The sequence below is a fragment of the Ensifer sp. LC384 genome (genome assembly GCF_001695865.1).
Lineage (GTDB): Bacteria > Pseudomonadota > Alphaproteobacteria > Rhizobiales > Rhizobiaceae > Ensifer.
In genome coordinates, this window is record NZ_MBST01000013.1 from 88,399 (window position 1) to 101,465 (window position 13,067).

The window sequence follows — 13,067 nt, forward strand, 5'->3', positions numbered from 1 at the left end:
CGTGATATCGCTTCACGGAAAACCGGCAGGAGGCGTAACGGATGCAGCTCTTCGGCGTGACCGAGCCCCTATGGCGCCTTGCGGCCTTTCTCTCGGTCTTTACCGCCATGGCGGTACTCGAGCTTCTGCACCCGAGGCTGGAGCGGCCGGAACTGCAAAGGGCGCTGAAGGCGCGCCGCTGGTTTACCAACCTGTCGATCCTCGTGTTGTCCTCGCTTCTGTTGCGGCTGATCTTCCCGGCTGCTGCCACGGGCGCAGCACTTTGGGCGCAGGCGCAGGGATACGGCTTGCTGCCGGCATTGGGCGTTCCTTCGCTCTTCGCCGGCGTGATCGCCTTCGTCGCGCTCGACTTCGCCATCTGGCTGGAACACATCGCCTTCCACAAGTTCCCCATCCTATGGCGGGTGCACCGGGTTCATCACGCAGATCCGGGCGTCGACCTGACCACCGCGCTGCGGTTTCATCCGCTGGAGATCATGATATCGATGGCCTGGAAGGTTGCGGTCATCGCCGCACTCGGAGCGCCGGCCGCCGCCGTGCTGCTGTTCGAGATCGTGCTCAACGCCGCCGCCATGTTCAACCATGCCAATCTGCGGCTGCCACTCCGCCTCGACCGGGCGCTGCGGCCGCTGATCGTCACGCCCGACATGCACCGCATCCACCACTCGACCGAGCGCTTAGAGACGGATTCGAACTACGGCTTCAACCTGGCGATCTGGGACCGGCTGTTTTCGACCTATACGGATCGGCCGCGACGGGGCGACGATGGGATCGAAACGGGGCTCACCGCCTATGGCCGAAGCGAGCCGACCAAGCTTCTGTGGTCGTTGCTTCTGCCGTTCCGGCGCAGCTGACTACCGCATAATTCCTTAAATCGGAATCGATTTAGGGATAAATTATGCAGCAAGTTTAAAGTGTTACAGCGTCCTTAGCGCGTCATGTTTGACGCGCGGCGCTGTAAAGCATGCCGCACAAAAGTGCGGAGCGGTTTTGCGACAACGGCATGCATGCTTTAGTAAATACCGTTCGGGAAATAGCGCAGGTAGATCTCGTCCAGCCTACCGCTGCGCGAAAGTGCCAGCAAGGCATGGTCGATCGCCTGCGTCAGCGCCGGCTCAGCCTTGCGGTTCATGATCGTCAGGCCCTCGCCAAGAAAACGCTGTGAGAAATAAGCGCCGTCGATGAGCGAGCAGCAGCCGGCAGCCGCGCTGCCGGACACCCAGAAGGAAAGCTGCATGCCGTCGGAAAAGACCGCCGGCACCTCGCCCTTTTGCAGGGCGGCGAGCATCGCATCGCGATCTGGAAAGACCTTGGCTTCCAGCTTGGGGAAGAAGGCCCTGAACATCACCTCATGCGTGGTGCCGGAAACAACGCCGACCGGCTTGCCCTTTAGGCCCGTGGGATCGGGGACGGCACCGGCCGCCTTGGTGTTGACGGCGAAGCGCGCCGGAAGCCGCATGAAGGGCCGCGAGAAGCCGAAGCGCTGACGCAGCTCCGGGCTGACGGCGATGCCGGCGGCGACCGCCTCCCCCTGCCCCTCTTCCAGTGCCGGCAGCAGCTCGGCATAGGTCACCGCCTGGATCTGGCATTTGGCTTCGATATCGAGTTCGCGGCAGATCTCGCGCACCAGGTCGACATGGAAGCCCGAAAGCTTGCCCGATTGGTCGATGAAGTTGAACGGCGGGAAATCCACCGTGGTCAGGAACCGCAGGCGGGCAAGGCCGGTCAGATCCGGCTTGGCAATGCGCTCGCGCGCGTCGAACAGATTGGGCAGATCCTTGGGCTGGGCGGCGAGCGAGCCCGCCATCAGATACACGCACAGAGCCAGCAGTCGGTGGATTTTCATGGGCAATGGCCAGCACGTCTCTTGGGTGTTGCGGCACGGCCTGTGCGGCCGCAGATGATTCATGGTCGATTGGAAGATTAGCCGGATGGAACCGGGCTGGCTACTGGCTTCGGCGCCCTGCGGTTCGAACCGTCGCCCTCAGGAGCGCCGGCTCAAAACCCGGTGGGCTGACCTCGAAGAAAAAAGTGGAGCGGGTGATCGGGATCGAACCGACGACATCAAGCTTGGGAAGCTGGCGTTCTACCACTGAACTACACCCGCAGCGCTTCGGAAACTTCCTCAACCGCGTGCATCTGTCAAGGACCGTTGCGCCGCGTCGCCGCGCAACGGTCCTTTTTCTGTTACTCCGCGTGGAAATGCTTGGAGAGCTTGAGGCCCTGCGCCTGATAATTGGAACCAAGGCCGAGCCCGTAAAGCCCCTCCGGACGCTCCAGCATGTGCTCATAGACCAACCGGCCGACAATCTGGCCATGCTCCAGGATGAAGGGAACCTCGTGGCTGCGCACTTCGAGCACGGCCCGGCTGCCGCTGCCGCCGGCGGAGGCATGGCCGAAGCCCGGGTCGAAGAAGCCGGCATAATGCACGCGGAATTCGCCGACCAACGGATCGAACGGCGTCATCTCGGCGGCGTAGAGCGGCGGAACATGCACGGCTTCGCGCGAAACGAGAATGTAGAACTCGTCGGGATCGAGGATCAGCTCGTCGCGGCCGCGGCTGTAGAGCGGCTCCCAGAAGTCGAACACGGCGTGCTGCGCCTTCTTGTCGACATCGACGACTGCGGTGTGGTGCTTGCCGCGGTAGCCGATCAGCCCGTCCGGGCCGGTGCCCTTGAGATCGATCGACAGGGCGATCCCGCCGCCGCTGACATTCGGCTTGTCGCTCGCAACCAGCACATCGCTTTCATGCAGCGCCAGCAGTTCCTGTTCGGAGAGAAGCGACTGGCCGGTGCGGAAACGGATCTGCGACAGCCGCGAGCCGCGCCGCACGACGATCGGGAAGGTGCGCGGACTGATTTCGAGATAGAGCGGCCCGCGATATCCCGCCGGGATCTTGTCGAACTCCTGGGCGCGATCGGTGATGACGCGGGTGAAGATGTCGAGGCGGCCGGTGGAGCTTTTCGGGTTCGCCGAAGCCGACATGGTCTCCGGCAGGTCGAGGCTTTCCATCAGCGGCACGATATAGACGCAGCCGGTCTCCAGCACGGCGCCGTCGGAGAGATCGACGACATGCAGCTTCAGCCGGTCGAGCTTGTCGGCAACGAGGTGAGCCGGGCCTGGCATGAAGCTCGCGCGCACGCGAAATGCCTTGGCGCCAAGGCGCAGGTCGAGGCTTGCCGGCTGGATCTGATCTTGATCCAGCGCCTTTTCGCTTTTCAAGCGTCCGGTCGCAAACAGCGCGGCGATCGCGCGGTCGGCCAAAATCCCAGTCTCGCGGCCCATTTCGATCCTCTTTTCAGTTGCGAGACAAAACCAAACTCCAGGAATTGACGCAAGCGCACCCAAGCAGTATTGGAGCTTTATCCCGTGGTGATTTGGCCGGTCGGCTTGCAGCCACGTTAAACAAGTAGCTAAAAAGGCCGGGTATCAAACCGGCCCTTCACGCGGCCGGTTTTTTTTGTTTTTGAAGGTGACCGTCACATGAGCAAAAACTGGCGCCCGGCAACCCAACTCGTCCACGGCGGAACGACCCGCTCCCAGCACGGCGAGACCTCCGAGGCGATCTTCCTCACCCAGGGCTTCGTCTACGAGACGTCCGAGGCCGCGGAAGCGCGCTTCAAGGGCGAGACCGAAGGCTTCATCTATGCCCGTTACGGCAGCCCCACCAACGACATGTTCGAAAAGCGCATGTGCATGCTCGAAGGCGCCGAAGATGCGCGCGCCACGGCATCGGGCATGGCCGCCGTCGCTGCCGCCATTTTATGCCAGCTGAAGGCCGGCGACCACATCGTTGCCGCCCGCGCCCTCTTCGGCTCCTGCCGCTGGGTGGTCGAGACGCTGGCGCCGAAATACGGCATCGAATGCACCCTGGTCGACGGCCGCGATCTCGCCAACTGGGAAAAGGCAATCCAGAAGAACACCAAGGTCTTCTTCCTGGAAAGCCCGACCAACCCGACGCTCGAAGTGATCGACATTGCCGGCGTGTCCAAGCTCGCCAACCAGATTGGCGCCAAGGTGGTGGTCGACAACGTCTTCGCCACGCCGCTCTTCCAGAAGCCGCTGGAGCTCGGCGCACATATCGTCGTCTACTCCGCCACCAAGCATATCGACGGCCAGGGCCGTTGCCTCGGCGGCGTGGTTCTGTCCGACAAGGACTGGATCAACGAGCACCTGCACGACTACTTCCGCCACACCGGCCCGGCGATGTCGCCGTTCAACGCCTGGACGTTGCTGAAGGGCATCGAGACGCTGCCGCTGCGCGTCAAGCAGCAGACCGAGAACGCCCGCCGCGTCGCCGACTTCCTTGCCGAGCAGCCGCAGGTCGCTAAGGTGATCTATCCCGGCCGCAAGGACCACCCGCAGGCCGACATCATCGCCAAGCAGATGACCGGCGGCTCGACCCTCGTCGCCTTCGAACTCAAGGGTGGCAAGGACGCGGCCTTCGCGCTGCAGAACGCGCTTCAGATCGCCCGCATCTCCAACAATCTCGGCGATTCCAAGAGCCTGATCACGCATCCGGCGACGACGACGCACAAGAACCTGACGGACGAAGCCCGCGACGAGCTCGGCATTTCCGCCGGCACCGTGCGCTTCTCCGCCGGCATCGAGGACAGCGACGACATCGTCGAGGACTTCGCCCGCGCGCTGAAGGCCGTCAAGGCCTGACACCAAACAAGTACGGCCGCCCCGTGATCGGTGGCGGCCGCTACGGCGTGTCGCGAAATTGCATCCGCGCAAGAACGATGCGCGACAGCGCCGTATAAAGGCAAACGAGCGCAAACAGCGCCGCCAGCACCGGAAACCACGTCGGGAACAGGCAGAAGGCCAGGAAGACGACAATCGTCTCCGTCGCCTCCGCGAGCCCCGTGGTGAAGTAGAGCGATTTTGATCCCCGCACATCCGTCGTCATCGATCGCTTCTCGGCCATGACGGCATAGGCGAGGAAACTCGATCCATTGACGTAGAACGAGAAGAGCAGCAGCCCGCCGGCAAGGCCATTGCCTTGAGGATCGGCGACGATGAAGCCGAGCGGGATGGCGCCGTAGAAGACGAAATCGAGCACGATGTCGAGGAAACCGCCGAAATCGGTCTTGCGTGTCGCTCGCGCCACCGCGCCGTCAAGACCATCGCAAAGCCGACTGGCAACGATGACGGCGGCCGCTGCAAGATAATATTGCCCGGCAATCAGGAGGGCGGCAACGAGGCCGAGCGCGAGGCCGGTCATCGTGACTGCATTGGCGCTGACACCTCTTCGGGCGAGCGCCGCACCCAGCCGATCCAGCCTCGGACCCAGGCGTTTTCTCACCGCGCCATCAAGCATAGGCCTCGCCTTCCCGCAGCTTGGTCGCGGACGCCTGCAATCCTGCCGTTATTCTTGACGAAACCATATTGCTGTAGAATACCCTGAAAGACTTGAAACAAGGTGTTGCCCATGTATCGCGCGCTCACTCGCGACATAGAAGTTACGGTGGAGCCGTACTATCTGGAAGAGCAATCTGATCCGGATGACAGCCGCTACGTCTGGGGCTACCGCATCGTCATCTCCAACCACTCGGCCGAGACGGTTCGGCTGATGACGCGCTACTGGCACATCACCGACGAGAACGGCCAGGTGGACGAGGTCAGCGGCCCCGGCGTCATCGGCGAGCAGCCGTTGCTGAACCCGGGCGACACCTACGAATACTCCTCCGGATGCCCGCTGGATACGCCCTCGGGCGTGATGTTCGGCCACTACAGCATGGAATCGGAAGGCGGGGAAACCTTCAAAGTGGCCATCCCCGCCTTCTCGCTCGATTCGCCAGGGCTCGTTCGAACCCTGAATTGAGGTGCCTTATACCAACCTGCGCTGATATTGACCTCTTGCGTGGGACCGTGTGCGGTCATCCGGCAAGGCGCATACCGCAGAGCGATGCCTTGGCATCGGTCGAGGATTGCGACGCTGCCGGTGGCCGACACACGGCCCACCCGAAGGGCCGGGCGCTTTTGGCCTCCGGACGGCGTCGATAATCCTCACCGGACCGCTTGGGTCCGGTTGCGGTTTTCTCCTTGCCCGAAACCAAAATCGCTCCGGCGCAAGAGGTCAATATCAGCGCAGGTTGGTATCACTGCTGGCGGACTTCGCCTGCCTCGAAGCGATAGGTGGTCGAGCAGAACTCGCACGTCACCTTGATCAGGCCGTCTTCGATCGTGCTCTCGATATCGTCGGCATGCAGCCCGGTCAGCACCGAACGGATCTTTTCGCGCGAGCAGCTGCAGCGATCATATACCGCCTGCGGCTGGTAAACGCGAACGCCGCGCTCATGGAACAGCCGATAGAGCAGACGTTCCGTACCGACCATGGGGTCGGTCAGCTCGTCGGCATCAATCGTCTCGACCATGACCTTGGCTTCCGCCCAGAGATCATCCTCGTCGAAGAGGTGCTCGTTGTCGTCGCTGTCGCTGTCGCCACCTGAGAGATCCGGCTGCCGCATGCGCTCCGGCGCATCCGGCAGGAACTGCGCGACCATGCCGCCGGCACGCCAGCGATGGCGGGGCTTGCCGTTCTCGTCGCGGTCGAGCAGTTCGGCGACGCCAAGGCGTACCTTGGTCGGGATCTGTTCCGACTGGCGGAAGTAGACGCCGGCGATTTCCTCGAGCGTGGCGCCATCGAGCGCAACGATGCCCTGATAGCGCTGGGTATGGGCGCCCTGATCGATGGTGAACGCGAGAACGCCCTTGCCGAGCAGCTCGTGCGATTGCGTGCGTCCGTCCTTCAGAGCTTCAGCCAACGCTTCCTCATTGAAGCGGGCATAGGCGCGCACCCGATCGGGCGTGGCAAAATCGGCAACCACGAGATCGACCGGACCGTCGCCCTTCGTCTGAACGATAAGCTTGCCTTCGAACTTCAGCGACGTGCCGAGCAACACGGTCAGCACGACGGTCTCGGCAACGAGCCGAGCGACCGGAAGCGGATAGTTGTGGCGCTCAAGGATTGCATCGAGCATCGGGCCGAGCTGAACGGCACGGCCACGCACATCGAGGCCTTCCACCTGGAAGGGCACGACATGGTCGTCACCGGCAAAATCGAATTCGCCAAGTCCTGGTGCCATCTCAGTCATCTGCTGCTCCTTACGTCACCGGAGAAGGCCGCGCAGAGGACATAAACATCCCCCGGCGCGGCCTGCCCGTTACCCTATTTGATCCCGCCAGAAACGGATTTGTCCAGCAGGCATGTGCCGTCTTGCCGGCCACCATGCGCTGCCTGTCGTCAGGTTGCGTCCGTTGTTTCCACCACGGAACGTCCCGCATGCGGCCTAAATCGGGTCGCATGCAGGTAATTTCAATAGGCAGACGCGCCGATCAGACGAGCCCCATGCACCAGGCGATGATCGACTTCTGCGCATGCAGCCTGTTTTCGGCCTCGTCGAACACCACCGACTGCGGGCCGTCGATGACCTCGTCGGTCACCTCCTCACCGCGGTGTGCCGGCAGGCAGTGCATGAACAGCGCGTCCGGCGACGCGTGCTTCATCAACGCTTCGTTGACCTGGAACGGCTGGAAGACATTGTGGCCGCGGGCGCGATGCTCCTGGTTCATGGAGATCCAAGTGTCGGTGACGACGCAATGGGCACCGGCAACGGCCTGTTCGGCCTCGTGGCAAAGCAGGATCTCGCCGCCATTGTTGCGCGCCCAGTTGAGGATCTTGTCATGCGGCTCGGAGCCGAGCGGCACCGCCATGTTCATGCGGTAGCCGAAACGGGCCGAGCCCTCGATCAGCGAGTGAAGCACGTTGTTGCCGTCACCGGTCCAGGCGATGGTCTTGCCCTTCACCGGTCCGCGGTGTTCCTCGAAGGTCATGATGTCGGCCATGATCTGGCAGGGATGGGTGTCGTCGGTCAGGCCGTTGATGACCGGCACCGTTGCGTGTTCGGCCAACTCGAGAAGGCGGCGATGGTCGGTCGTGCGGATCATGATCGCGTCCACATAGCGCGACAGCACCTTGGCGGTGTCGCCGATGGTCTCGGCGCGACCGAGCTGCATCTCGGTGCCCGAGAGAAACAGGGTTTCGCCGCCGAGCTGGCGCATGCCGACATCGAAGGAGACGCGGGTACGGGTGGAGGGCTTTTCGAAGATCATCGCCAGCATCTTGCCGGCGAGCGGCTTCGCGGCGGTTCCAGCCTTGGTCGCCGTCTTTCGCACGCGTGCGTCGTCAATAATCGTGCGCAGATCCGCCGCCGTCATGGCCGAAAGATCGATGAAGTGTCTTGTGCCTGCCATCGTACTGAATTCCTGTCCTCAGAATGGCCCCTGAAGCACGACCGGTGTCGAAGAGCACGATAGACGCTTCGACACCTCGGATTCGCGCATGGACCCTTGGGAAAATCGCTACCGATCTCCCGGTTCAAAAACTAGGCTGCGGCGGTGCCGCTGCTGCTTCTCACGGCTTCGGCCGCGCGCTCGATCCGCGCCAGGCCTTCGCGCGCTTCCTCGGCGGTCACCGTCAGCGGCGGCAGCAGGCGCAGCACGTTCTCACCGGCGGGAACGGCCAACAGCTTCTCCGCCCGGATCGCCTTCAGGAGATCGGCCGAAGGGCCTTTCGCCTTGATGCCGAGCATCAGCCCGTCGCCGCGGATGTCCTCGATCACATCGGGGAACCGGTCCTTCAGCGAGGCGAGACCCTGGCGGAAGACCAGCGCGACGTCGCGAACCTGCTCCAGGAAGCCGTCGGCCAGGATGACGTCGAGCACGGCGTTGCCGACCGCCATGGCGAGCGGGTTGCCGCCGTAGGTGGAGCCGTGCGTACCGGCAACCATGCCGGCCGCCGCCTCTTCGGTCGCAAGGCAGGCGCCGAGCGGGAAGCCGCCGCCGATCCCCTTGGCGACAGCCATGATATCGGGACGGATGCCGGCCCATTCATAGGCGAACAGCTTGCCGGTGCGGCCGACACCGGACTGGACCTCGTCGAGGATCAACAGCAGGCCGAACTCGTCGCAAAGCGCGCGCAGTTCCTGCATGAACTCCTTGGTGGCCGGGCGGATGCCGCCCTCGCCCTGGATCGGCTCGATCAGGATCGCCGCCGTCTCGTCGGTGATCGCATCCTTGACCGCCGCGATGTCGCCGAACGGAACCTGGTAGAAACCCGGAGCCTTCGGGCCGAAGCCTTCGATGTACTTCTGCTGACCGCCGGCGGCGATGGTCGCGATCGTGCGTCCGTGGAAGGCGCCCTCGAAGGTGATGACGTGGAACTTCTCCGGATTGCCCTTGGCAAAATGGTAGCGGCGGGCGGTCTTGATCGCGCATTCGAGTGCTTCGGCGCCCGAGTTGGTGAAGAACACACGGTCGGCGAAAGTGACGGCCGTCAGCCGGCGCGCCAGGCTCTCCTGGCCCGGAACCTCATAGAGGTTGGACAGGTGCCAGACCTTCTCGGCCTGCGCCTTCAAAGCCTCGACCAGATGCGGATGGGCATGGCCAAGCGAGTTGACGGCGACGCCGGCGGCGAAGTCGAGATAGCGCGAGCCGTCTTCGGCGATCAGCCAGACGCCCTCTCCTCGCTCGAAACGCAACGGCGCACGCATGTAGGTGTCGTAAAGCGGCGTGGTTGCAGTCATGGCGAGCCTCTCCTTCATTGCTATCGGCATCGATCCGAGCCCGTGTCGAGCGCGGCAAAAAATTAAAAATGCCGCCTTGCGGCGGCGCAGGCACTATTCCTATTTCGCAGCGCAATGTCAACAAAACCAAGCCTTGCAGTGCGGTCGGACGGGTCTGATCCATGCGACGAAAAAAACGCGCGGCGGGGCTTGCAAAAATGCAACGCCCACCGAGCAAGTTGGGGAAAACTAGGAAATCGATTCGGCGCGATTCCCGGGACTCTTGCCACGGAGTCCGCCCGTCAGTAGGTTAACGTTCAATTACTAGACGCATGCGGCGGACCTAGTCACCAAAAGTGTTATCGCGTTGCAGCTCCGGAGCTTTTCCGGAGCGTGGTGAGAGATTCTGCCATCGCCAACGCTGAGAACGGAGAGTGCAGAAATGAACTGGACTGACGAGCGGGTGGAAAAACTGAAGAAGCTTTGGTCCGAGGGCCTGAGCGCGAGCCAGATCGCAGCGCAGCTCGGCGGCGTCAGCCGCAATGCGGTCATCGGCAAGGTTCACCGACTGAGCCTACCGGGCAGGGCCAAGGCTGGCGGAACCACCGCCGCGACCCGGCCGAAGCAGCGCCCGACCTCGGCGCCGCGCGCTCCGAACTACGCGTCGCGCGTCACCACCCGCACGGTTACCCGTTCGGCCGGCGCAACCGTCCTCAAGGAAGAGGTCGAAGTCGATCTCGTTGCCGAACAGGACTTCCATATCCAGACGAATGTGGTCGTGCCGATGTCGCGCCGCCTGGAGCTGACGCAATTGACCGAGCGCACCTGCAAGTGGCCGATCGGCGACCCGCTGAAGGAAGAGTTCCACTTCTGCGGCAACGACTCCCCGGAAGCTTCGCCCTATTGCAGCTTCCATGCACGGCTTGCCTACCAGCCTTCCGCCGAGCGCCGCCGCGCTCGCTAAAGCGACCGAGAACAACGCATGAAAAAGGGGCCAACCGGCCCCTTTTTAGTGACTGATTGGATGCTCAGCTTTCGAGCGAGTACCCGGCACCGCGAACCGTGCGAATGACATCCGGCATGCTCGAGAAGTTCAGCGCCTTGCGAAGGCGTCCGACATGCACATCCACCGTGCGTTCGTCGACATAGATATCGTGGCCCCAGACGCCATCCAGAAGCTGCGACCGCGAGAAGACCCGGCCCGGGGAAGACATCAGGAATTCGAGCAGGCGGAATTCCGTCGGGCCGAGACGGACCTCACGGGTGCGGCGATGGACGCGGTGCGTCTCGCGGTCGAGTTCGATATCGCCGCAACGAAGCAGCGTCGAGAGGACCTCGGGCTTGGCGCGTCGCAGCATCGCCTTGACGCGGGCCATCAGCTCCGGCGTCGAGAACGGCTTGACGACATAGTCGTCGGCGCCGGTGGCAAGGCCGCGAACCCGCTCGCTCTCCTCGCCGCGCGCCGTCAGCATGATGATCGGCAGGCGCTCGGTTTCCGGGCGCTGACGCAGCCGGCGGCAAAGTTCGATACCGGATACCCCCGGCAGCATCCAGTCGAGGATCAAGAGATCCGGCAGGCGCTCCTGCAGGCGGATCTCGGCCTCGTCGCCGCGCAGGATCGTATCGACATCGAACCCTTCGGCTTCGAGATTATACCGCAGCAGGACACTCAGCGCCTCTTCGTCTTCGACAACGGCGATTTTCGGCAACATCAGGTAACGTCTCCTTACCCAGAGCGTCTCGCGTTCGGTCGAACGGGCAGAGATGCTCGAACATACAGCATCTGGAGCACTCCGCGCGCTTTCAAAGGCACGCGCGAAAACGAATAGCTTCAGACGCGACAAAGCAGGGCCGCAACCAAGGCTGCGACCGGAGCAGGTTCATAGCCAGTCACTCGAACGAGTTTGGGTCTCAGTCCTTTACGGCACCCAGCGTCGACGTATTGTCATCCTTCGGACGCTCGCCTTCCGGCTGCGCGCCCGTCGCCATGTAATAAATCGTCTCGGCGATGTTGGTGGCGTGGTCACCGATACGCTCGATGTTCTTGGCGCAGAACAAAAGATGCGTGCAGGGCGTGATGTTGCGCGGATCTTCCATCATGTAGGTCAGCAGCTCGCGGAACAGCGAGGTGTAGATCGCATCGATCTCCTCGTCGCGCTCGCGAATGCTGTTGGCCTTCTCCGGCGAGCGGGAGGCGTAGACGTCGAGGACTTCCTTGAGCTGCACGAGCGCGAGCTCGGCCAGGTGCTCGAGACCGCGCGCAAGCTTGCGCGGGATGCCGGAGCCGGCAACGGCAATGACGCGCTTGGCGTTGTTCTTGCCGAGGTCGCCGACACGCTCGAGATCGGACGCGATGCGGATCGACCCCATGATCTCGCGCAGGTCGGCGGCAACCGGCTGGCGCTTGGCGATGGTGATGATCGCCTTTTCGCCGATCTGGCGTTCGGCCTCATCGAGGATGGCGTCGTCGGAGATCACCTTCTGCGCCAATGCGAGGTCGGAATTGACCAGCGCGCGAACGGATTCGCCCACCATCTGCTCGGCAAGGCCGCCCATCTCGGAGATGCGGCGCGTGAGATATTTCAGTTCTTCGTCGTAGGCGGACATTATGTGCATGGACATAGTCTTCGATCCTTGCGGGCGCGTTCAGGAAACGGGTTGAAGGGGTGCTTCGGCCATCAACCGAACCGGCCCATGATGTAGTCCTGGGTACGCTGGTCATCCGGATTGGTGAACATCTTGTCGGTGTCGTTCTCCTCGACGAGATTGCCGAGGTGGAACATCGCGGTGCGCTGCGATACACGCGCCGCCTGCTGCATCGAGTGGGTGACGATCACGATCGTGAAGTTCGTGCGCAGTTCGTGGATCAGTTCCTCGACCTTGGCGGTCGCGATCGGATCGAGCGCCGAACAGGGCTCATCCATCAGGATCACTTCAGGGCTGACGGCAACGGCGCGCGCAATGCACAGGCGCTGCTGCTGGCCACCCGAAAGCCCGGTGCCCGGCTCGTGCAGTCGGTCCTTCACCTCGTTGAAGAGGCCGGCCTTCTGCAGGCTGGTCTCGACGACTTCGTCGAAATCGGCCTTTGTGCGGGCAAGCCCGTGAATACGCGGGCCGTAGGCGACGTTGTCGTAGATCGACTTCGGAAAAGGGTTCGGCTTCTGGAACACCATGCCGACGCGGGCACGCAGTTCCACGACGTCGATCGCCGGGTCGTAGATATCGTCCTCATCGAGCGTGATCTTGCCGGTGACGCGGCAGTTCTCGATGGTGTCGTTCATGCGGTTCAGCGTGCGCAGGAAGGTCGACTTGCCGCAGCCCGAAGGGCCGATCAGAGCCGTAACCGTGTTCTCGCGGATGTTGAGGTTGACGTCGAAAAGCGCGCGCTTGTCGCCGTAGTAAACCGACACATCCTTGCCGATCATCTTGTAGGGCACAGTGTTCATTTTCTGATCCAAGGCCTTCTCGACTGCTGCTTCTGACATGATGTTCATAGTA

At 62.7% G+C, this 13,067-nt stretch carries 14 protein-coding genes, 1 tRNA gene and 1 riboswitch; of the genes, 5 read left to right on the forward strand and 10 right to left on the reverse strand.

What is annotated here, in order from left to right; all coding sequences use genetic code 11:
* The first annotated feature begins 41 nt into the window (after positions 1-41).
* Complete coding sequence (locus tag BC363_RS12315) at positions 42-854, forward strand: sterol desaturase family protein (protein WP_065781377.1); 813 nt, start codon at positions 42-44, stop codon at positions 852-854.
* Between the two features lie 158 nt (positions 855-1,012).
* Here BC363_RS12315 and BC363_RS12320 read toward each other — a convergent pair whose 3' ends face one another.
* The 3 genes from BC363_RS12320 to BC363_RS12330 all read right to left on the reverse strand — a co-directional run bounded on the left by BC363_RS12320 (position 1,013) and on the right by BC363_RS12330 (position 3,285).
* Positions 1,013-1,846: a transporter substrate-binding domain-containing protein gene (locus BC363_RS12320; protein ID WP_065781378.1), complete on the reverse strand. Its 834-nt coding sequence runs from the start codon at positions 1,844-1,846 to the stop codon at positions 1,013-1,015.
* A gap of 186 nt (positions 1,847-2,032) precedes the next feature.
* Positions 2,033-2,107: transfer RNA gene (locus BC363_RS12325), tRNA-Gly, on the reverse strand.
* An 80-nt stretch (positions 2,108-2,187) separates the two neighbouring features.
* Positions 2,188-3,285, reverse strand: coding sequence for a 2'-deoxycytidine 5'-triphosphate deaminase (locus BC363_RS12330; RefSeq protein WP_065781379.1), 1,098 nt, complete (start codon positions 3,283-3,285; stop codon positions 2,188-2,190).
* Between the two features lie 74 nt (positions 3,286-3,359).
* Positions 3,360-3,438, forward strand: a riboswitch (SAM riboswitch).
* A 45-nt stretch (positions 3,439-3,483) separates the two neighbouring features.
* On the opposite strand from BC363_RS12330, the gene BC363_RS12335 reads away from it, so the two are divergent.
* A complete protein-coding gene (locus BC363_RS12335) occupies positions 3,484-4,668 on the forward strand; it encodes an O-succinylhomoserine sulfhydrylase (RefSeq protein ID WP_065781380.1) in 1,185 nt (394 codons plus the stop codon).
* 40 nt (positions 4,669-4,708) lie between these two features.
* Here the strand turns inward: BC363_RS12335 and BC363_RS12340 are convergent, their stop codons facing one another.
* Positions 4,709-5,323 (reverse strand): CDP-alcohol phosphatidyltransferase family protein, encoded by a 615-nt coding sequence (locus tag BC363_RS12340; protein ID WP_065781381.1) that lies wholly within the window; start codon positions 5,321-5,323, stop codon positions 4,709-4,711.
* Positions 5,324-5,434: 111 nt separating this feature from the next.
* Between BC363_RS12340 and apaG the strand changes: the two genes are divergently transcribed.
* Positions 5,435-5,827 carry a Co2+/Mg2+ efflux protein ApaG gene (apaG, locus tag BC363_RS12345; RefSeq protein WP_053248785.1) on the forward strand — a complete coding sequence of 131 codons (393 nt, stop codon included), beginning with the start codon at positions 5,435-5,437 and terminating at the stop codon, positions 5,825-5,827.
* Between the two features lie 277 nt (positions 5,828-6,104).
* On the opposite strand, the gene BC363_RS12350 is transcribed toward apaG, so the two are convergent.
* The 3 genes from BC363_RS12350 to BC363_RS12360 all read right to left on the reverse strand — a co-directional run bounded on the left by BC363_RS12350 (position 6,105) and on the right by BC363_RS12360 (position 9,590).
* Positions 6,105-7,100, reverse strand: coding sequence for an Hsp33 family molecular chaperone (locus BC363_RS12350; RefSeq protein ID WP_065781382.1), 996 nt, complete (start codon positions 7,098-7,100; stop codon positions 6,105-6,107).
* Positions 7,101-7,341: 241 nt separating this feature from the next.
* The gene (gene argF, locus BC363_RS12355) at positions 7,342-8,259 is read right to left on the reverse strand and encodes an ornithine carbamoyltransferase (RefSeq protein ID WP_065781383.1); all 918 of its coding nucleotides are present in this window, start codon (positions 8,257-8,259) and stop codon (positions 7,342-7,344) included.
* Positions 8,260-8,390: 131 nt separating this feature from the next.
* Positions 8,391-9,590, reverse strand: a complete 1,200-nt coding sequence (locus tag BC363_RS12360; RefSeq protein WP_065781384.1) for an aspartate aminotransferase family protein — start codon at positions 9,588-9,590, stop codon at positions 8,391-8,393.
* Between BC363_RS12360 and BC363_RS34355 the strand changes: the two genes are divergently transcribed.
* On the forward strand, positions 9,589-9,822 hold the full coding sequence (locus BC363_RS34355) for a hypothetical protein (RefSeq protein ID WP_141690288.1): 234 nt from the start codon (positions 9,589-9,591) through the stop codon (positions 9,820-9,822). The two genes, BC363_RS12360 and BC363_RS34355, sit on opposite strands and share 2 nt — an antisense overlap.
* Positions 9,823-10,011: 189 nt before the next feature.
* Complete coding sequence (locus BC363_RS12365) at positions 10,012-10,533, forward strand: GcrA family cell cycle regulator (protein WP_065781385.1); 522 nt, start codon at positions 10,012-10,014, stop codon at positions 10,531-10,533.
* A 64-nt stretch (positions 10,534-10,597) separates the two neighbouring features.
* Here BC363_RS12365 and phoB read toward each other — a convergent pair whose 3' ends face one another.
* The 3 genes from phoB to pstB all read right to left on the reverse strand — a co-directional run bounded on the left by phoB (position 10,598) and on the right by pstB (position 13,063).
* Positions 10,598-11,281, reverse strand: a complete 684-nt coding sequence (gene phoB / locus BC363_RS12370; RefSeq protein WP_025425800.1) for a phosphate regulon transcriptional regulator PhoB — start codon at positions 11,279-11,281, stop codon at positions 10,598-10,600.
* Between the two features lie 199 nt (positions 11,282-11,480).
* The gene (phoU, locus tag BC363_RS12375) at positions 11,481-12,191 is read right to left on the reverse strand and encodes a phosphate signaling complex protein PhoU (protein ID WP_065781386.1); all 711 of its coding nucleotides are present in this window, start codon (positions 12,189-12,191) and stop codon (positions 11,481-11,483) included.
* A gap of 56 nt (positions 12,192-12,247) precedes the next feature.
* On the reverse strand, positions 12,248-13,063 hold the full coding sequence (gene pstB / locus BC363_RS12380; RefSeq protein WP_065781387.1) for a phosphate ABC transporter ATP-binding protein PstB: 816 nt from the start codon (positions 13,061-13,063) through the stop codon (positions 12,248-12,250).
* Positions 13,064-13,067: the final 4 nt, after the last annotated feature.

Bases quoted from the DNA above. Each gene is read 5' to 3' on its own strand.
- BC363_RS12315 (WP_065781377.1), top strand. From the start codon at position 42: ATGCAGCTCTTCGGCGTGACCGAGCCCCTATGGCGCCTTGCGGCCTTT.
- BC363_RS12320 (WP_065781378.1), bottom strand. From the start codon at position 1,846: ATGAAAATCCACCGACTGCTGGCTCTGTGCGTGTATCTGATGGCGGGC.
- BC363_RS12330 (WP_065781379.1), bottom strand. From the start codon at position 3,285: ATGGGCCGCGAGACTGGGATTTTGGCCGACCGCGCGATCGCCGCGCTG.
- BC363_RS12335 (WP_065781380.1), top strand. From the start codon at position 3,484: ATGAGCAAAAACTGGCGCCCGGCAACCCAACTCGTCCACGGCGGAACG.
- BC363_RS12340 (WP_065781381.1), bottom strand. From the start codon at position 5,323: ATGCTTGATGGCGCGGTGAGAAAACGCCTGGGTCCGAGGCTGGATCGG.
- apaG (WP_053248785.1), top strand. From the start codon at position 5,435: ATGTATCGCGCGCTCACTCGCGACATAGAAGTTACGGTGGAGCCGTAC.
- BC363_RS12350 (WP_065781382.1), bottom strand. From the start codon at position 7,100: ATGACTGAGATGGCACCAGGACTTGGCGAATTCGATTTTGCCGGTGAC.
- argF (WP_065781383.1), bottom strand. From the start codon at position 8,259: ATGGCAGGCACAAGACACTTCATCGATCTTTCGGCCATGACGGCGGCG.
- BC363_RS34355 (WP_141690288.1), top strand. From the start codon at position 9,589: ATGGCGAGCCTCTCCTTCATTGCTATCGGCATCGATCCGAGCCCGTGT.
- BC363_RS12360 (WP_065781384.1), bottom strand. From the start codon at position 9,590: ATGACTGCAACCACGCCGCTTTACGACACCTACATGCGTGCGCCGTTG.
- BC363_RS12365 (WP_065781385.1), top strand. From the start codon at position 10,012: ATGAACTGGACTGACGAGCGGGTGGAAAAACTGAAGAAGCTTTGGTCC.
- phoB (WP_025425800.1), bottom strand. From the start codon at position 11,281: ATGTTGCCGAAAATCGCCGTTGTCGAAGACGAAGAGGCGCTGAGTGTC.
- phoU (WP_065781386.1), bottom strand. From the start codon at position 12,191: ATGTCCATGCACATAATGTCCGCCTACGACGAAGAACTGAAATATCTC.
- pstB (WP_065781387.1), bottom strand. From the start codon at position 13,063: ATGAACATCATGTCAGAAGCAGCAGTCGAGAAGGCCTTGGATCAGAAA.